This window comes from Bacteroides sp. AF25-5LB, assembly GCF_003602965.1.
In the GTDB taxonomy this organism is placed as follows: domain Bacteria; phylum Bacteroidota; class Bacteroidia; order Bacteroidales; family Bacteroidaceae; genus Bacteroides; species Bacteroides uniformis.
Map to the genome: position 1 here is coordinate 55,989 of NZ_QTMC01000016.1, position 18,867 is coordinate 74,855.

The 18,867-nt window shown below is 46.8% G+C and carries 15 protein-coding genes and 1 pseudogene; 12 read left to right on the forward strand and 4 right to left on the reverse strand.

Going from position 1 to position 18,867, the window contains the following annotated elements:
• The first annotated feature begins 569 nt into the window (after window positions 1–569).
• From DWY57_RS16145 to DWY57_RS16155, 3 genes are read left to right on the forward strand one after another with little or no spacing between them, the layout of a single operon-like run.
• Complete coding sequence (locus tag DWY57_RS16145; RefSeq protein ID WP_243634706.1) at window positions 570–2,876, forward strand: TonB-dependent receptor; 2,307 nt, start codon at window positions 570–572, stop codon at window positions 2,874–2,876.
• Window positions 2,877–2,919: 43 nt separating this feature from the next.
• Window positions 2,920–4,323, forward strand: a complete 1,404-nt coding sequence (locus DWY57_RS16150; protein WP_119962075.1) for a DUF4374 domain-containing protein — start codon at window positions 2,920–2,922, stop codon at window positions 4,321–4,323.
• A 7-nt stretch (window positions 4,324–4,330) separates the two neighbouring features.
• Window positions 4,331–5,524, forward strand: coding sequence for a PepSY-associated TM helix domain-containing protein (locus tag DWY57_RS16155; RefSeq protein WP_117600343.1), 1,194 nt, complete (start codon window positions 4,331–4,333; stop codon window positions 5,522–5,524).
• Between the two features lie 75 nt (window positions 5,525–5,599).
• On the opposite strand, the gene DWY57_RS16160 is transcribed toward DWY57_RS16155, so the two are convergent.
• Window positions 5,600–6,238: a Crp/Fnr family transcriptional regulator gene (locus DWY57_RS16160; protein WP_117600342.1), complete on the reverse strand. Its 639-nt coding sequence runs from the start codon at window positions 6,236–6,238 to the stop codon at window positions 5,600–5,602.
• Between the two features lie 183 nt (window positions 6,239–6,421).
• Between DWY57_RS16160 and hcp the strand changes: the two genes are divergently transcribed.
• Complete coding sequence (hcp, locus tag DWY57_RS16165) at window positions 6,422–8,071, forward strand: hydroxylamine reductase (RefSeq protein ID WP_119962102.1); 1,650 nt, start codon at window positions 6,422–6,424, stop codon at window positions 8,069–8,071.
• A 40-nt stretch (window positions 8,072–8,111) separates the two neighbouring features.
• On the opposite strand, the gene DWY57_RS16170 is transcribed toward hcp, so the two are convergent.
• Window positions 8,112–8,987: a PfkB family carbohydrate kinase gene (locus DWY57_RS16170; RefSeq protein ID WP_061412187.1), complete on the reverse strand. Its 876-nt coding sequence runs from the start codon at window positions 8,985–8,987 to the stop codon at window positions 8,112–8,114.
• A 114-nt stretch (window positions 8,988–9,101) separates the two neighbouring features.
• Between DWY57_RS16170 and DWY57_RS16175 the strand changes: the two genes are divergently transcribed.
• The gene (locus DWY57_RS16175) at window positions 9,102–10,190 is read left to right on the forward strand and encodes an MBL fold metallo-hydrolase (RefSeq protein ID WP_317126737.1); all 1,089 of its coding nucleotides are present in this window, start codon (window positions 9,102–9,104) and stop codon (window positions 10,188–10,190) included.
• 94 nt (window positions 10,191–10,284) lie between these two features.
• Window positions 10,285–11,119, forward strand: a pseudogene (locus DWY57_RS16180) (DNA-formamidopyrimidine glycosylase family protein).
• 179 nt (window positions 11,120–11,298) lie between these two features.
• Here DWY57_RS16180 and DWY57_RS16185 read toward each other — a convergent pair.
• The gene (locus DWY57_RS16185) at window positions 11,299–11,874 is read right to left on the reverse strand and encodes a DUF4251 domain-containing protein (RefSeq protein ID WP_119962077.1); all 576 of its coding nucleotides are present in this window, start codon (window positions 11,872–11,874) and stop codon (window positions 11,299–11,301) included.
• A gap of 125 nt (window positions 11,875–11,999) precedes the next feature.
• On the reverse strand, window positions 12,000–12,725 hold the full coding sequence (locus DWY57_RS16190; RefSeq protein ID WP_117600340.1) for an RDD family protein: 726 nt from the start codon (window positions 12,723–12,725) through the stop codon (window positions 12,000–12,002).
• A gap of 100 nt (window positions 12,726–12,825) precedes the next feature.
• On the opposite strand from DWY57_RS16190, the gene DWY57_RS16195 reads away from it, so the two are divergent.
• Genes DWY57_RS16195 through DWY57_RS16220 form a run of 6 tightly spaced genes read left to right on the forward strand, consistent with a single transcriptional unit; the run spans window position 12,826 to window position 18,850 of the window.
• Window positions 12,826–13,788: a stage II sporulation protein M gene (locus DWY57_RS16195; RefSeq protein ID WP_119962078.1), complete on the forward strand. Its 963-nt coding sequence runs from the start codon at window positions 12,826–12,828 to the stop codon at window positions 13,786–13,788.
• Window positions 13,769–14,713, forward strand: a complete 945-nt coding sequence (locus DWY57_RS16200) for a hypothetical protein (protein WP_117600338.1) — start codon at window positions 13,769–13,771, stop codon at window positions 14,711–14,713. The genes DWY57_RS16195 and DWY57_RS16200 overlap by 20 nt, the downstream gene beginning before the upstream one ends.
• A 9-nt stretch (window positions 14,714–14,722) precedes the next feature.
• Window positions 14,723–15,337 (forward strand): DUF4129 domain-containing protein, encoded by a 615-nt coding sequence (locus DWY57_RS16205; RefSeq protein ID WP_117689197.1) that lies wholly within the window; start codon window positions 14,723–14,725, stop codon window positions 15,335–15,337.
• Window positions 15,334–16,557, forward strand: a complete 1,224-nt coding sequence (locus tag DWY57_RS16210; protein WP_117965320.1) for a DUF4350 domain-containing protein — start codon at window positions 15,334–15,336, stop codon at window positions 16,555–16,557. Before DWY57_RS16205 ends, DWY57_RS16210 begins: the two co-directional genes overlap by 4 nt.
• A gap of 11 nt (window positions 16,558–16,568) precedes the next feature.
• The gene (locus DWY57_RS16215) at window positions 16,569–17,543 is read left to right on the forward strand and encodes a MoxR family ATPase (RefSeq protein ID WP_119962079.1); all 975 of its coding nucleotides are present in this window, start codon (window positions 16,569–16,571) and stop codon (window positions 17,541–17,543) included.
• Entirely contained in the window at window positions 17,540–18,850 is a 1,311-nt protein-coding gene (locus DWY57_RS16220; protein ID WP_119962080.1) for a DUF58 domain-containing protein, read from the forward strand. Before DWY57_RS16215 ends, DWY57_RS16220 begins: the two co-directional genes overlap by 4 nt.
• The last annotated feature ends 17 nt before the right edge of the window (window positions 18,851–18,867 follow it).

Consider the following 18,867-nt stretch of genomic DNA (forward strand, 5'->3'; position numbering starts at 1 on the left):
TGTCTACTGACCTTTAGTTTCTTGTTTGCTAATTTTTATTCGTCCGACAGTTGTTGCATTATCGTCCAACAGCTGTCGGACGATAATTAAACAGCCGTCGGACGATAATGTAACAACTGTCGGACGAATAGTTTTTAGTAAATGAGAAGTTAGTCTGTCTTTATTCATCGGCTAATATAAGGCTTCTCTATCATTAGTTTTGCTACATCTTTATTTTCTCTTTTACGATTATCCGCATAAATGCCGCTGACGAATAAGAAATTGTTTTGATTTTATTATTTAAGAGATTTCCTCAGCACCTTCCGAGCTCGTTTTCGGTTTTTTTATCTGTTTTATTATTGATAATACCTATCAATGGTGATTGCATGGTATGATATATACGATAAATCCACTCCATATAATTACCTACAATAAGCGATTGCACAGCTGGATGTTAATAATGACCTTTGCACCGGTTTACTAACAACATTATAATTATTATAAAATTGAAAGCATATACATTTAAATTCTCGCTGCTGTTTCTCCTTCTGTTGGCTTCTCTGTCTGTACATGCGCAGAGGAGAGGAGGGATGATTTCTGGTAGAATCATTTCTACGGAAAAAGAAACGGTGGATTTTGCGACTGTTTATCTGAAAGGGACGAGTTATGGAGGAACCACGAATCAGGAAGGCCTCTATCACATCAAGGCGCCTGCCGGCGACTATACGTTGGTGGTGTCTGCCGTAGGTTATACAAAGGTGGAGAAAAAGGTGAAGCTGGTCAATGATGAGCGGATGAAGCTGAACATAACCATCGCTCCTGAAACGCAACAGCTGGACGAGGTGACTATCGTTTCTACCGGAGTGAGCCGGGTGAAGAGGTCGGCATTCAATGCTGTGGCAGTCGATACAAAGGAACTCCAGAACACCACGAAGAATCTGAGCGATGCCTTGACCAAGGCTCCGGGCATGAAACTCCGTGAGTCGGGTGGGGTAGGTTCGGATATGCAGTTGATGCTGGACGGTTTTAGCGGAAAGCACGTCAAGGTGTTCATTGACGGTGTGCCGCAGGAAGGTGTGGGAAGCTCCTTCAGCTTGAACAATATTCCGGTGAGCTTTGCCGACCGTATAGAGATATATAAAGGTGTAGTTCCCGTGGGCTTCGGTACGGATGCCATTGGCGGTGTCATCAATATTGTTACCAACAAGAAACGCCGGAACTGGTTTCTGGATGCTTCTTATTCTTACGGCTCGTTCAATACCCACCGTTCATACGTTAACTTCGGACAGACTTTCAAGAACGGTTTCAGCTATGAAATCAATGCCTTTCAAAACTACTCGGACAACGATTATTATGTAGATGCGCCGGTAAAGGATTTTGAGACGGGCAGTTTCAACGAAAGTGAGAAGGTGCGCGTGAAGCGTTTCAATGATACTTACCACAACGAAGCCATTGTGGCTAAAGCGGGTATTGTGGACAAAAGTTGGGCAGACCGGCTGATGTTCGGTTTCACCTATTCGCACATGTACAAGGACATACAGACCGGCGTACGCCAGAAGACAGTCTTCGGGGAAAAGCACCGCTTTGGCCATTCACTGATGCCTTCGATGGAATACAGCAAACGCAACCTGATAATCAAGGGGCTGGATATGGTGCTGACAGCCAACTACAATCGCAATGCCACTACGAATGTGGATACTGCCCGCTACGAATACAACTGGCTTGGTGAGAAACATCCGCTGAACAGCCCCGGCGAACAGTCCCGCCAGTATTCCCGTGCCGATAATGACAATTGGAACGGTACATTGACCTTGAATTACCGCATTGCCAGAGTCCACATGCTGACTTTCAATCATGTGTTGAGTGCATTCCAGCGTGATAATACTTCACTGTTGGCGGTGGAAGAACAGACGGATGCCATTGCCAAGCAGACCCGCAAGAATATCTCCGGTTTGTCATACCGCCTGATGCCTTCCGAAAAGTGGAACTTCTCGGCATTCGGCAAATACTACCGCCAGTATGTGGCAGGACCTATGGCCGAGGATGATACCGGTAGTAATTATGTACGCACCAGCCGTACGGTAGACTCTTGGGGATATGGTGCTGCCGGAACCTACTTCATCCTGCCCGGCTTGCAGGCGAAGCTCTCTTATGAAAAAGCTTACCGCCTGCCCACTATCGAAGAGATGTTTGGTGACGAAGATCTGGAGAGTGGAGACATCGGCATCCGTCCCGAGAAAAGTGACAACATCAACTTGAACCTGAGTTATTCCCGGAGTTTTGGAAAACATTCCGTCTACGTGGAAGGCGGTGTGGTATACCGCAATACGAAGGATTATATCCAGCGCAATATCCAGGACTTGAGCGGAGGAAAAGAAGGGGCCACTTATACCAACTACGGCAAGGTGCTGACGAAGGGATACAATGTATCGGCACGCTATGGCTTCGGACGCTGGCTGAGTGTGGGCGGCAACTTCACGCAGATGAATGTGCGTGACAATGAGAAGATGCAAATCGGCAGTACCGGCAACTCTGTGGAAAATCTCGGTTACAAGGCACGCATTCCCAATGTGCCCTATCAGTTTGCTGATTTTGACGTAAACTTCTATTGGCGCGACCTCTGGAAGAAAGGGAATATGCTGTCCGTGACTTACGACAACCAGTACATGCACAGCTTCTCCTACTATTCGCAGGCCATCGGTAGCAAGAACAAGGATTTCATGGTACCCGACCAGTTCTCCCATAACCTGACATTGAGCTATAGTCTGAAGAATGGCCGCTATAATATCTCGTTTGAATGCCGCAACTTCACGAACGAGGATTTGTACGACAATTTCAGTCTTCAGAAAGCCGGGCGTGCGTTCTATGGCAAGGTACGTGTACATTTTGGTGATTAATAAATATAATGGTTTTAATAGGTGTAATTAATAAGAAGAACAAATGAAGAAGAATTATCTTTTGTCCGGCCTCTTGGCAATGGCAATGACCGGAATGGCTTTAATTTCTTGTACAGACACAGACGAACCGGGTTCCGGCTCCGGTTCCGGTTCAAAGGGTAACTATGTGATAGCTGCCACGGCTACAGTTTCAGGTAGCTCCGTTCCTGTCCTGCTGACAGCCGAGTCACTGGAAAGCGGTGAAATTACTGCTGCCGGCAATGGCCTTGTGAACGATGGGGCTACTTACTGGGTGTTCTACGGAAACAAATATCTGTATGCCTTGAATTATCACCAGGGAAATGCAGGCACTACCCAGTCGTTCATTATGAATACAAACGGTGAACTGGAAAAACGTAGCCAGGAGTATAACGTCAATCGTTTCACTACCTACGGCTATTATGACCAATTTATAATGACGACTTCTACCGGCGACGGCCCTACGGAACTGAATGATGCAAATGGATATACTCCCCAATCTTTTTTGATTTCCTATCTGGATGTCGAGAAACAGACTTATACAAAGAACTCGGTAACAAAGGATACTCCATTTCTTGCCGAAAATTTCCTTGAAAATGGTGAATACGTAACACTGGCCGGTATAGAACAAGTGGGCAGTAAGGTTTATGCAGCAGCCATTCCCATGGGGCTTAGCCAGTATGGTTGCATGCAGAAGAATGAAGACGGTAGTTACAAGTGGGTGCTTTCCGGTAATGAGGATTTAATAAAGACAGAATCCGGCGGGCAGGGTAGCGGTGCCTATGAGAAGGACGAATTGCAATGGACCCAGTATCCTAATGAATGCCATATCGCTATCTTTGGTGATCAGACACTGAATTCTCATAAGGTCATCACTACAGACAAAATCAGTTATGCTGCCGGACGCATGAAGTCACAGTACTACCAGATGAACTGGCTTGCCGACGACGGCTATGTATATGTATTTTCTCCGAGCTATGCCAAGACCATGAGTGATTCGCGTCAGCAGACTACATTGCCTGCTGGAGTTGTACGCATCGATACCAAAGCAGAGGAATTTGATGCCGCCTATTACTATAATCTTGAAGAGAAAGCCAATGGCGCCTCTTTCTTGCGCACTTGGTATATTTCAGGTAATTATTTCCTGTTGCTGATGTATGATAAGGCAATTACGGCATCAGACAAGGTTGCCAACCAACTTGCCGTCTTCAATGCCTCCACCGGAGCTTTGACTTATGTGAACGGCCTTCCAAGCGATGTCTCCGGCTTTGGTAATACCCCGTACATGGAAAATGGCAACGCATATGTGGCAGTCACTACCTCTTCCGGCTATCCTGCCATCTATAAGGTAGACCCTGCCAATGCAACAGCTACCAAGGGTCTGGTTGTCAATGCAACCCAACTGAACGGTGTAGGTAAACTGGAATAAAGCTCCTATGAAGAAAGTTTTTCGTAAAATACATTTATGGCTTTCAGTCCCCTTCGGGCTACTGATTACCCTTATCTGTTTTTCCGGAGCCATGCTGGTATTCGAGACGGAGGTGATGGAGCTCTGCCGCCGCGACCTCTACTATGTGGAGAAAGTCGGGCCGGCATCGCTTCCCATGGGCAAGGTGGCCGAAAAAGTGGCCGCTACTCTGCCGGATAGTGTTTTTGTGACGGGTGTCACAGCCTCGTCTGCTCCGGAGCGTGCCTGGCAGGTGAACCTTTCCAAACCTCGTCGTGCTTCCGTCTATGTAGACCAGTATACGGGTGAGATAAAGGGCAAGTATGAACGTGCGCCGTTTTTCACGACCATGTTCCGCCTGCATCGCTGGTTGCTGGACAGCATGAAGCCCGATGGAGGCATCTTCTGGGGAAAAATGATTGTGGGCACTGCCACGCTGATGTTTGTCTTTGTCCTGATATCGGGCATTGTTATCTGGTGGCCCCGTACAAAAAAGGCTTTGAAGAACAGTTTGAAGATTGTTTCCGGTAAGGGTTGGTGTCGGTTCTGCTATGACCTGCATGTGGCAGGCGGTATGTACACGCTGGTTCTTCTGTTGGTAATGGCGCTTACGGGACTGTCATGGTCTTTCTCCTGGTACCGCACCGGCTTCTACAAAGTTTTCGGAGTGGAAACCACGCAAGGGGGTGGAGGACATGGTGCTTCGGCACAAACTGCTGCCCAGGGAGGAGAACGGGCTCAAGGCCGGTCTGGTGGCAGACCAGGAGGTGAGCATCGTGAAAGAAATTCTTTCTCTCCTTTTACAAGCTGGCAGAAGGTTTACGAAGAACTGAAGGAACTCAATCCTGATTATAAACAGATTACCGTGTCCAAAGGCTCTGCTACGGTTTCTTTCAATCGGTTGGGCAACCAGCGTGCTGCCGACCGCTATACGTTCAATCCCCGTAGCGGTGAAATCACCGGGGCTACCTTATATAAGGATGCCGACGCTTCAGGAAAAATCCGTGGCTGGATATTCTCCGTTCATGTAGGCAGTTGGGGAGGGCTGACCACCCGTATATTGAGTTTTCTTGCCGCTTTGGTAGGGGCCAGCTTGCCGCTGACGGGCTATTATCTTTGGATTCGCAGATTGGTTCGGAAAGGCAGTAGGAAAGCGAACATGCAATTAAAGAAAGTTGCTTAGAAAAAGCAGGCAATTTTATAAAAGGATGAAGATGTCCGCAAGATGCGCAGGCGTGCGTGTTTTGTGGGCGTTTTTTTATAAATACTTTTGGGCGGAGATTTCATTTATCCGCATTTCCTTCTCTTCTATCCGGATGCATCCTTCGCTTGCCAGCTCCGATAAGGCACGTGCTAGCGAGGGACGAGCCACTCCCAGTATTTGTGCCACTTCCTGCTGGTTGAGTATTGTGCCATGCATGCGTAGATAGTTCAGTATGCGCGATTTTAGGCTTTGCAGGGCAAAGGCATTCAGCTTTTTGGAGAGAAACAGAGTTCTGTCCGATACCAGTTGCAGAAAGTTGCGCATCACAGTGGGGTGTCGATGCAGGAATTCCAGGAAGACATTCTTGTTTATGATGAGTATCTCACATTTCTCTTTTGCTTCGATATTTACCGGGAAGCGGTTTTCGGAGGCAAAGACAAAAGCCGGGGCAAGTAGTTGCGGGGCTTTCAGCGTTTCTATGGTGAGTTGCTTTCCCTCTGCACTGACCATTTGGGTACGCACACTGCCGCAGCACAATATGAATAGAGAACGGTATGCTTCTCCCTGCATGGCAATAAAGTCAGCAGGTTTGTATTGCCTGCGTGCATGTTCGGGTGCCAGGATGAGGGATAATAATTCTTCTTCTGTTATGCCTTGAAAAGGAGGCATTTTCAATAATGTATGGATTTCCATTCTCTTTTTTACTTTTTTGTGATTCGATGTAACATTCGTGACAGTTTTCGCGTTGTAGAACTCTCATCTTTGCACAAAGATAATGCAAACCGAAAGTAATAGAAAATAAGCTTGCTTATTTTTATTGCTGAGGTGCCGCTTATCTTATGGAAAGATGATGTAAACTTTTAAATGAATAAGAATATGGAACCGAACATGTTTTGTTATCAATGTCAGGAGACAGCCAAAGGAACCGGCTGTATACTGAAAGGTGTATGTGGAAAAGAAAGTCATACGGCTCAAGCTATGGACTTGTTGCTGTTTGTGGTTAGAGGTGTCTCTGTCGTTGCCGATGTTTTGCGCAAGGCAGATTGTCCAGTCTCCGAAGAAGTGAATATCTTTGTGACGGATGCTCTGTTCTGCACTATTACGAATGCAAATTTCGATGATGAAAGCATTTTGAAGCGGGTAGATAAAGGAATCACCATGCGTAATGGATTGATTCAAGAGGCCAAGCATAACAAAGTGCTCTTACCCAAAGTAGATGAACTGACTTGGCAGGGAACGCGTGATGACTATGCCGGAAAAGCGAAGACAGTAGGTGTTCTGCGTGAACAGAATGAAGACCTCCGCTCGTTGAAAGAATTGCTTGTCTATGGCTTGAAAGGTATGGCTGCCTATCTGGAGCATGCCATGCGTCTGGGATTCAATGATGATACGGTTCATGTTTTCATGCAACGCGCACTGGCTACCATTGCAGTTGAGTCTCTATCGGCAGAGGAGTGGGTGAAGCTGGTTCTCGAAGCTGGTGAGTTTGGAGTAAAGACAATGGCTCTATTGGATGCAGCCAATACTGGTACTTACGGTAATCCTGAAATTACAAAGGTGAATATCGGTGTGAAGAACCGTCCGGGAATTTTGATTAGCGGCCATGACTTGAAGGATATGGAAGAATTATTGAAACAGACTGAAGGCACAGGAATAGATGTCTATACACATGGTGAAATGTTACCTGCTCACTATTACCCGGCTTTCAAGAAATATTCCCATTTTGTAGGCAATTATGGCAATGCCTGGTGGAAACAGCGCGAAGAATTCACTTCCTTCAACGGACCGATTCTGTTTACCACCAATTGCATCGTTCCTCCTCTGGCAAATGCTGTGTATAAAGAACGTATGTTTACCACCAACTCTACCGGCTATCCGGGTTGCAAGTACATTGATAAGGATGCTGAAGGTAGGAAAGACTTTTCTGAAATCATAGAGATTGCCAAACAATGCCAGCCTCCGGTGGAGATAGAGCATGGAGAAATTATCGGCGGTTTTGCCCATAACCAGGTGCTGCAACTGTCAGACAAGGTGGTAGATGCCGTGAAGACCGGGGCCATACGCCGCTTTATCGTAATGGCAGGTTGTGACGGACGTATGAAGAGCCGTGACTACTACACGGAATTTGCCAAAGCCTTGCCGCAAGATACCGTTATCCTGACCGCAGGTTGTGCCAAATACCGCTATAATAAACTTGGTTTGGGAGACATCAACGGCATTCCCCGTGTATTGGATGCCGGGCAGTGCAATGACAGCTATTCACTGGCGGTAATAGCCATGAAGCTGAAAGAAGTATTCCAGCTGAACGACATTAATGAACTTCCCATAGTCTACAACATAGCGTGGTACGAACAGAAAGCAGTTATTGTATTATTGGCATTATTGAGCCTCGGTGTGAAGGATATTCACTTAGGACCTACATTGCCCGCTTTCCTTTCTCCAAATGTCGTCAAGGTACTGGTTGATATGTTCCATGTTGCAGGTATCGGTAGCGTGGAAGATGATTTGAAGAAATTCGGATTGTAAATAAGATGATGGGGTGATATCCTGCTATCACCCCATCATCTTATCCTCTTATCACATTATTTATCGCTTCCTCCGTTCCGCAGAACGGCCCGTGCGATTGTAGCTTTATGGTACACATGGCGGCGGCAAAGCATCCGGCTTCTCGATAAGACGCGCCTTTGTCGCGCATATACAGATATCCTACCATATAGGTGTCTCCGCATCCCGTTGCATCTGTAATCTGCAGGGCAGGGTAGGCGGGTATTTCGTGGAATTCTCCTTGGGCATAAATCAGCGAACCTTTATCTCCCAGGGTCAGCAGCACTTCCTTCACGCCCCAGTCTGCAATCAGCAATGCAGCTTCGTGCGGTTCACTGCATCCGGTCAGCACTTCCATTTCAGCTTCGTTGGCTTTCAGGATATGGATATACTTCAATGCTTCTTTCTTTTCCGGCCAGTCTACGGCCAGCACCTTTTCATTCTCCACCTTGCGGAGAAATCCTTGCACGTCTACCGAGAGGAGTCCCTTGCCGGACAAGAACTTGATGACCTCCAAAGAGAAGTCGTCGGCAAGCAGACTGCCCAAGTGGATAATCCGTGCATCGGTATCTTTCAAACCTTCCACGGTGAAAGGGTCTGCTTTTGCCGTGACACGTTGTGTACGTTCGTTTTGATTTTCTCCATAAATATTCTCGAAACAGACGGAATGTGTGCTGTGCAAGGCTTTGACGGAAATACCTTCTTTCCGAATGTCTTCCACAATGCCCATGTCAGTATCAGCCAAAGCTGTTACCAATAGAAAATCGTTAGCATTCAAGTGCTTGATGGCATGTGCGAAGTAGAAGGAGGTGCCTCCCGGCATATATATGGTATTTTTAGGGGTTACGACTTTATCTTGGGTAATATAACCGATGCAACATAGACTGTGTGTGTTCATTTCTTTGTTGGCTTTTTATTTCTTTATTGTATTGATTCCGTAAATTGGGCGCGAAGATAGTGATTTAATAACAATTCGACTATATTTGCAGCTGTAAATGTAGCTTCATTGAATATGAATTCATTAAAAACGAAAAGAGTACGTATGATAGTTGGCATTATAGTGGGTATTGTGGCTGTTGCGGTCATAGCGGGATTCGTTTTTGTCAATCAGCCGAGTTTCGGGAGGGCTCCTCAAGGAGAACGGTTGGAGAGGATAAAGAAGTCGCCTCATTACAAAGACGGAGAATTCCGGAATCTGCACAGTACGGTGATGATGACTTCCCAAAAGGGACGTTTGGGAGCTTTCTGGGGATTCTTATTTAAGAAAGAAACCGATTTGCGTCCTGAAACGGAGATTCCGGTTATAAAGACGGACCTCAGCAAGATAAGCAAGGACGAGAATGTATTGGTATGGTTCGGACATTCATCCTATTTTATCCAGGTAGACGGAAAGCGTATACTGGTAGACCCCGTATTTTGTGTGGCTTCTCCGGTTTCGTTTGTAAACAAGCCGTTCAAAGGAGCGGATGCCTACAAGCCTGCCGATATGCCGGAGATTGACTATCTGGTGATATCACATGACCATTGGGACCATCTGGATTATGAGACGGTGATGCAGCTGAAAAACCGGGTAGGCAAGGTGGTCTGTCCTTTGGGGGTAGGCGAACATTTCGAGTATTGGGGATTTGACAAATCATCCCTGGTTGAGCTAGATTGGTTTGAAGATACTGTACTGGATAAGGGATTTCTGCTTCATTGCTTGCCCGCCCGGCATTTTTCGGGCCGCTCGTTGAAGGCAAATCAGGCATTATGGGCTTCTTTCCTTATCGAAACCCCTTCGCAGAAGATTTATATGGGTGGTGATAGCGGATATGACACGCATTTTGCCGAAATAGGCAAGCAATATCCCGGCATTGACCTTGCCATATTGGAGAATGGGCAGTATAACGAAGATTGGAAATATATCCATACCATGCCCCAATATTTGGGGCAAGCGGCCAAGGACTTGAATGCGGAAAAGATTCTGACTGTTCATCATTCCAAATATGCTTTGGCTAGACACCGCTGGGACGAACCGCTGAAAAATGCCATGAATCTGAAAGAGAAAGACTCATTGAACGTGTTGATGCCTATTATAGGGGAAGTGGTCCGGTTAAAATAATGAGTGATATTGATTATAATACACCTGGCAACACGGCTATTGACGAGTTATTAACGGAAATATATATCCCTATCGAAAATAAAAGTAAGATAATATGTTAGAATTACCCGAAGTTATCACCTTGAGCAAACAAGTGAACAACGCCTTGAGCGGTAAAACAATCACGCAGGTATTTAATGCCACCAAACCGCATAAGTTTACGTTCTATAACGGTGAACCGTCGGAGTATGGTAAACTGCTCGTAGGCAAAACCATCCTTTCATCCGAAGGATATGGCATGTTTGTCAATTTCAATCTTTCGGATAATGTGATCATGAACATAGGCGACGGAGTCAGTGTCCGTTATTATAGTGCGGGAGATGAGATTCCTGCCAATTACCAGTTGTTGCTGACGTTTAATGATGATTCATTCCTTGTCTTCACGGTTGCAATGTATGGTTTTATCAATGTTTATTCTGATAGCTATATCGACAATAAGTACTATAAATTGAGTCGGGAAAGCATTTCGCCGTTGAGCGATAAATACACCGAAGCGGAATTTGAGAAACTCGTTGCCGAAGCAAAGAAGACCCTCTCTGCTAAAGCTCTATTGGCAACCAATCAGCATATTCCCGGTGTCGGTAATGGCGTAACGCAGGATATTCTGTTCAATGCACGGATAAATCCCAAACAGAAAGTGCTACTTCTGTCGGATAATCAGAAAGAGGTTCTTTTTAATGCTCTAAAAAAAAACATTGGTGGATATGACTTCCGAGGGCGGACGCGATACGCAAACAGATCTTTATGGCAACGCCGGAGGTTACAAAACCATTCTTTCTGCCAAAACATGGAAGAATCCTTGTCTCCGTTGTGGCAGTACCATCATAAAAGAGGCTTATATGGGTGGTTCGGTATATTATTGCCCGACGTGTCAACAGATAAAAGAATAAATGTCCACATTCTGTTAGCTCCCTTTATGTACGATGCAAGGAATTAATATTCTGTATAACAGTTTATTAATTCCTTGTATCGCATTCTGTTAATATCGTGTCTACACGATATTCGTATCCTGCGAACACGATATGAATATCTTCTTTTCTTTATACTTTGTACGGACAAAAGGGGTATTTTATAAAGCCCGCCCTTTGTAAACGTTTGACTGGGACAATGGAACCAGGACTCCGTTCAGCGTCAGGGTATTCGAATTGAAGTTCGGGCTGATTCTTGCCGATGCATTATTGCCGCCCTTGGTCAGTGTGATATACACTTGTGCGGATATTCCGATGCCTTGTACGCTGAAGCTGCAATTCACGTTTCCCTTTTTGTCGGTCGTGATTTTCATTTCCTTTCTGCTGCCGTCCACTGTGATGCCGCCTATTCCGTTGGGGCCTGCAAGGGCATTGTTGGCAGCTATTTGTACGGATGCGTGTTCACCGTCCATCAGAACGAAGTTTGTTGTCGATGAAACAAATGCGCTCCGTCCTCTCTTGAACACCAGCTGGTCTGCTTCCAATACAAACTTGCCCTCTTTCAATGCCTGGACGGCAATGGCATAGTTCCTTTCATTTTCCGCTTTTTCGCGTGCTTTCTGGGCTTCGCGTTGGGCTTTACGCTCTGCTTGGCGTGTTTCGCTGCTACTCTGTGCATACATCAGGGTCGATGCACTTACCAACACCAGTGTGATTAATGTAATGATTCGTTTCATAATTGTTCTTTGTTATTTAGTTAAGACCTTCTGGTTAATTAACAAATGAAAAACCAAAAAGATGCAGCTTGAATCTTAAATAAGCGTAAGACTTAACACTTCTTGGGTTTTGTTGGAAGTTTGTATTAAATTTCTTCCAAGGCATAATACTGGTAGTCCCGGAGAATGGTTTGAAGAAAGTTTTCCGGGTTACCGTCATGAGGAGTGATGGAGAGAAGTACCTGCACTTTTTTCGCAAGGGAGGCAATGTGTCGTGTACGGTCTTTCTTACCCGATTGCAGGGTCCGAGTAATGACGTTGATTTGCTCCAATGACAAGTCGGAAGCTTGTGGATAGGTAGGCCGGTAGTCTTTGGTCAGGTAGTCGAACTCATCGAGGCTGACGTGTATCTTGCGGTAATTCTTTTCCTTGATTACCATGGTGCCGGCAGCAAGGTCGCCCATTCGCTGGCTGTTTTTGGTCAAAAGGACGACCAGAAGTCCCAGGCCACCGGTCACCGGTCCGTCGATAGGAAAGAGAAGCCATCGGAGCAGGTACGAGCCTATACCGGGCGTGGAACCGTCTGCTTTTACGACACGGATGTTCATCAGCCGCTTGCCGAGACTTTGTCCCTGGTTGAACATTTCGCAGAGAAATGCGTAAAACAAGACCGGCAGGTAGACGATAGCGAGGAAGAAAAGCATCGTGAAATCAGAGGGCAGATGAATCCGTGAAAACAAGGCCAAAGTAGAAAATACATAGAATCCGAGCAGAATATAGTCTATGACCAGTGCAATGAGCCGTTCACCGATACTGGCAGGCGTTTGACTGATGCGGACAAACTGCCCGGTGATAATTGTAGATTCTGCCATTCCTGATAAAACATTTTTAGTATTTCATTGCAAATATATCATTATTCTCTTATTTTTGTTACCGATTTCAGACAAAACTTCTCTGAAATATTCATGGGGTATGAAAGAAGTGACGTTTATCCGGCGGAACATCGAAAAATGGAAACAAGCAGAAAAAATAGTGGAGCAGGCGGACAGTCTGTCTCCCGATGAGCTTGCCGACGCATATACGGAGCTTACGGCAGACCTGGCTTTTGCCCAAACGCATTTCCCCGCTTCCCGCATCACTATCTATCTGAACAATCTTGCCTCGGCATCGCACAACCGCATTTATAGAAACAAGCGCGAGAAATGGTCAAGAATTATCACCTACTGGACCCGTGAAGTGCCTTCGGCCATGCACGATGCACGCCGTGAGTTAGTGGCTTCCTTCATTATATTTGTGGTCAGCGCATTGATAGGAGTGGTATCTGCTGCCGGAGACCCCGATTTTGTGCGTTTGATTTTAGGAAACTCTTATGTGGATATGACTTTGAACAATATCGCTAATGGTGAACCCATGGCTGTATATAACGGTTCCTCCGGGTTCCCCATGTTTCTGAGTATCACGCTGAACAATATCATGGTCTCCTTCAACTGCTTTGCCATGGGGCTGCTGACCAGTTTTGGCACCGGATACATGCTCCTTAACAATGGCATCATGATAGGGGCTTTCCAAACCTTCTTTTATCAGCACGACTTGCTTTGGGAGTCCTCCCTTGCCATTTGGCTGCACGGGACACTCGAAATCTGGGCGATTATTGTAGCCGGTGCCGCCGGTCTTGCCTTGGGCAACGGATGGCTCTTTCCCGGAACCTATTCAAGGCTGGAATCTTTCAAACGGGGAGCCAAAAAAGGACTGAAAATAGTGGTGGGTACGGTACCCGTATTCATCATGGCAGGATTTATAGAAGGATTTGTTACCCGTCATACCGAACTTTCGGATGCTTTGAGGTTCGGCTTTATTCTACTTTCTTTGTCGTTTATCTTTTTTTATTATATTTATTTACCTAACAGAAAGAAGCATGGAAGCACAGAAACCTAAAATCGCACTGTATGTACAACGTTCTTTTGGAGAGAAACTAACTGCTACCTTTGATTTTATCAAAGAGAACTGGAAGCCGTTGATGAAATTCACTACATATCTGATGTTGCCGCTTTGCCTGCTTCAGGGGCTGAGCCTGAACGGGCTGATGAGCGGTACAATGGTTTTGGGTGATATGACCGGAGGCTCGTTCGACTCTTCTGTTGTCGGAGCGTCCATCATGGCGCTGGTGACTTATTACAGTCTGTATGCCGTTCTATATCTGCTGGGAACTGTCATGCTGACCTCTTTGGTCTACGCATTGGTCCGTACTTACAATGAACGGGAAGAACGCTTGGAGGGAGTGACGTTAGGGATGCTGAAGCCCTTGTTGTTCCGTAATGTCAGAAGGGTATTTCTGATAATGATTGTCAGTGTGCTTTTGGTGCTGTTTGTAGGGCTTATTGTTGGTTTTATAGCCACCATCATTCCGTTTATAGCGCTTGCGTTCTTGTTCGTTCTGCTTGTTGTGGTGGTGTCTGTGCCACTGGCTATTTGGGCTCCAGTCTATCTGTTCGAAGATATCTATATCATAGATGCCTTGAAGAAGGCCTACCGACTGGGTTTCGCTACCTGGGGAGGTATCGTACTGATTTCCATTGTTATGGGATTCATTGCCGCCATCTTGCAAGGAGTGACGATGATTCCATGGTATATCGGGACCATTGTGAAATATATCTTTGCAATGACTGATGCAGGTGGCGGTGCCACTGTATCGGCAGCCTATAGCTTTGTGCTTTATCTGCTGGCGGTGGTCCAGGCATTCGGCGTTTATATGTCCATGATTTTCTCATTGCTGGGACTGGCTTATCAATACGGTCATGCTTCGGAAAAGATAGATTATGTGATGGTAGAGAGTGATATTGACAATTTTGATAAACTCTGATAACGGACTATGAATATGGTTCCGGCTGATACACTGGTTTGTGATACTGCACAGATTGCCGTTTGGCAGTCCGACCCGGCGTTTGCTTACAGCCGTGAGCTGATAGCTCCCGAAATTAATGTACTTGAGTGGTTCAGCAGATGGTTCGGCAAGCTGCTGGACAAGATATTCGGGAATACGTTGGTGGCAGAATATTCGGAGGTCGTGTTGATATGCATTGCCATTCTTATCCTTGTATTGGTCATCTGGTTTGTGTACAAGAAGCGTCCGGAACTGTTCATGCATTCGCGCAAGAGTACCCTGCCCTATACAGTGGGGGAGGATACCATCTATGGAGTGGATTTTGCGGAGGGAATTGCCGATGCGCTTGTCCGGACGGATTATCGGGAGGCGGTGCGTTTGCTCTATCTGCAGACGCTGAAACAGCTCAGCGACGGAAAACGTATAGACTGGCAGTTATATAAAACGCCTACACAATATATCTATGAAGTCCGTCTGCCAGCTTTCCGCCAAATGACCAGCCATTTTCTACGGGTACGTTACGGAAATTTTGAAGCGACCGAAACATTGTTCCATGCGATGCGGGATTTGCAGAAAGAAGTGGAGAAAGGAGGGATGGCATGAAGGGGAACCATTGGTTTATAGCCGGTATCATTGCTTTTCTGGTGTTGATGTTTGCGATAGAGTGCCGTCTGCCGAAGAAGTTTGTCTGGAACCCTACGTTCAGCCATTATGACAAGCAACCGTTCGGCTGTGCCGTGTTCGATAGCCTGGTGTCTTCATCGTTGCCGAAGGGATATTCGTTGTCGAGAAAGACTTTTTATGAGCTGGAGCAGGAAGATACGACGCTTCGCCGCGGAATACTGGTTGTTACCGATAACCTGCATCTGACGGATGTAGATGTGGAGGCGATGTTGAAGATGGCGGGACGGGGAGACCGGATTATGCTGGCGGGGAGCTCTTTCAGCCGTATTTTGAAAGATACGCTGGGATTTGAGTGCAGCTATTCCTATTTCAGTCCGTCGGCTTTGAAAAAATATGCCACTGCATTGCTCTCGAAAGACAGTTTGTGCTGGGTGGGGGATTCGGCGGTTTATCCGCAGCAGACTTTCTGTTTCTATCCCCAACTTTGCCAGTCTTATTTCTTTGCAGATTCCATTTCTTGTAAAGTGTTGGCGGAAAAAACTGTTACCGGAGAAGCTGCTCATCCGGTTGCCATGTCAGTTTCTTGGGGAAAGGGGGAGGTTATACTGGCTTCCACTCCCCTGCTTTTTACGAACTATGGTGTGCTGGATGGGAAGAATGCGGCTTATCTTTTTCGTATATTGTCCCAAATGGGTGGATTTCCCATTGTCCGTACCGAAGGCTATATGAAAGAAACAGCCCAGGCACAGATGTCTCCTTTTCGCTATTTCCTTTCGCAGCCTCCGCTTCGCTGGGCATTGTACTTGAGTATGGTTTCCATCCTGCTCTTTATGATATTTACAGCCCGTAGGAAGCAGCGTGCCATTCCCGTTATCCGCGAACCGGAGAATAAGTCTTTGGAGTTTGCAGAGTTGATAGGTACCCTTTATTATCAGAAGAAGGACCATGCTGACTTAGTCCGCAAGAAATATCTCTATTTTGCGGAGGAACTGAGGAGGGAAATGCAAGTGGATGTGGAGGAAGTGGCAGAGGATGAGCGCTCTTTCGGCAGGATTGCCCGGAAGACGGGTATGGAAGCGGGGGAAATTGCCGCATTCATCCGCGAGGTGAGGCCGGTGGTGTACGGAGGGCGCAGCATCTCTGAGGAGGAGATGAAACGGCTTGTCGATAAAATGAATGAAATAATCAATCATATATAAAGAAGATATTTATGGAAGAGAACACAGAAAAACGGGTGGACTTGACTCTCTTTTCCGAGAAGATACAAGCGTTGAAGGACCGGATTGCTACGGTCATAGTGGGGCAGGAGCAGATAGTGGACCTGGTACTGACGGCTGTCCTGGCAAACGGCCATGTGTTGCTGGAGGGAGTGCCGGGGGTGGCAAAGACGCTGCTTGCCCGTCTGGTTGCCCGTTTGATTAAGGCGGATTTCAGCCGCATTCAGTTTACTCCGGACTTGATGCCGAGTGACGTGTTGGGGACTACGGTCTTCAACATGAAAACCAATGACTTTGACTTCCATCAAGGACCGGTATTTGCCGACATCGTGCTGGTGGACGAGATAAACCGTGCTCCTGCCAAGACGCAAGCCGCCTTGTTTGAGGTTATGGAAGAACGGCAGGTCAGCATTGACGGCACCACGCATCAAATGGGAGAACTTTATACGATTCTGGCAACCCAGAATCCGGTGGAACAGGAGGGTACTTATAAATTGCCCGAAGCGCAATTGGACCGTTTTTTGATGAAGATAACCATGGGATACCCTTCGTTGGAGGAGGAGGTGGATATTCTGGAGCGTCACCACACGAATGCTTCGCTGGTGAAGCTGGATAGTCTGACGCCTGTCCTTACAAAGGAAGAACTGCTGTCATTGCGCAGGCTGATGGAGCAGGTGTTTGTGGATCGTACACTGCTTCAATACATCGCGCTGATAGTGCAACAGACGCGTACCAGCAAAGCTGTGTATTTAGGAGCCTCTCCACGTGCATCTGTGGCAATGATGCAGGCTTCGAAGGCGTATGCACTGTTGCAAGGACGTGATTTCGTGACACCGGAGGACATAAAGTTCGTTGCTCCGTATGTACTTCAGCACCGCCTGATATTGACGGCAGAAGCCGAGATGGAAGGTTATTCACCGGTAAAAGTGACGCAACGTCTGATTGATAAAGTGGAAGTTCCGAAATGAGACTGGGCCGCCGCTTCTATATGACTCTTGTGCTGATTATCCTGCTGATGGGTATCGGGTATGCTTTTGCTCCGTTCTTTACAATCGGGCAGTGGGCGCTGTTTGTCCTGGCCTTGTCGGTGCTGGTGGATGGGGTTATGCTCTATCGCGTTCGTGGCATCCGGGCTTTCCGTCAGTGCGCTACCCGTTTCTCCAACGGAGATGAGAACGCTGTGAACATACGTGTGGAGAGCAGTTATCCGTATCCGGTAGCTGTGGAAGTGGTGGATGAGATTCCTTTTGAATTCCAGTTGCGGAATGTTGATTTCAGGATGAAGCTCCGGGCGAGTGAGGGCAGGACGATTACCTATCATCTGCGTCCCACGCGGCGGGGGATTTACTCTTTCGGACGGATTCGGGTGTTTGTGGCAGGCAGGATGGGACTGCTTTCCCGCAGATATACTTGCGGTGCTCCTCAGGATGTCAAGGTATATCCGTCCTATCTGATGCTTCATCGGTATGAGCTGCTGGCCATCAGTGACAACCTGACCGAGCTGGGGATAAAGCGCATCCGCAGGGTGGGGCATCATACGGAGTTCGAACAGATAAAGGAGTATGTGAAAGGGGATGATTACCGCACGATAAACTGGAAGGCGAGTGCCCGGCGGCACGAACTCATGGTCAATGTCTATCAAGACGAACGTTCCCAGCAAATCTATAATGTGATAGACAAGGGGCGGGTTATGCAGCAGGCATTTCGCGGAATGACTTTGCTCGACTATGCAATCAACGCCTCCCTTGTCCTTTCATACGTTGCCATGCGGAAGGAGGATAAAGCCGGACTGGTGACGTTTAACGAGCACTTTGATACATTTATCCCCGCTTCCCGACAGCCCGGACAAATGCAGGCGTTATTGGAGAACCTTTACAGCCAGCAGACTACTTTTGGGGAGACCGACTTTTCCTCATTGTGCGTACACTTGAACAAGCATGTCAACAAACGGAGCCTTTTGGTGCTGTACACCAACTTTTCCGGTATAAGCAGCCTGAACCGCCAACTGGCTTATCTACAGCAGTTGAACCGTCAGCACCGGTTGCTTGTCATCTTCTTTGAAGATACCGATTTGGAAGAGTACATCGCCACGCCTGCAAAAGATACGGAAGGTTATTACCGTCATGTCATTGCCGAGAAATTTGTATTTGAGAAGCGGTTGATTGTTTCCACCTTGAAGCAGCACGGCATCTGTTCTTTACTGACTACACCGGAGAATCTTTCTGTCGATGTGATAAACAAGTATCTGGAGATGAAGTCACGTAACCAGATATAAAGACAGTAACTAAGGTT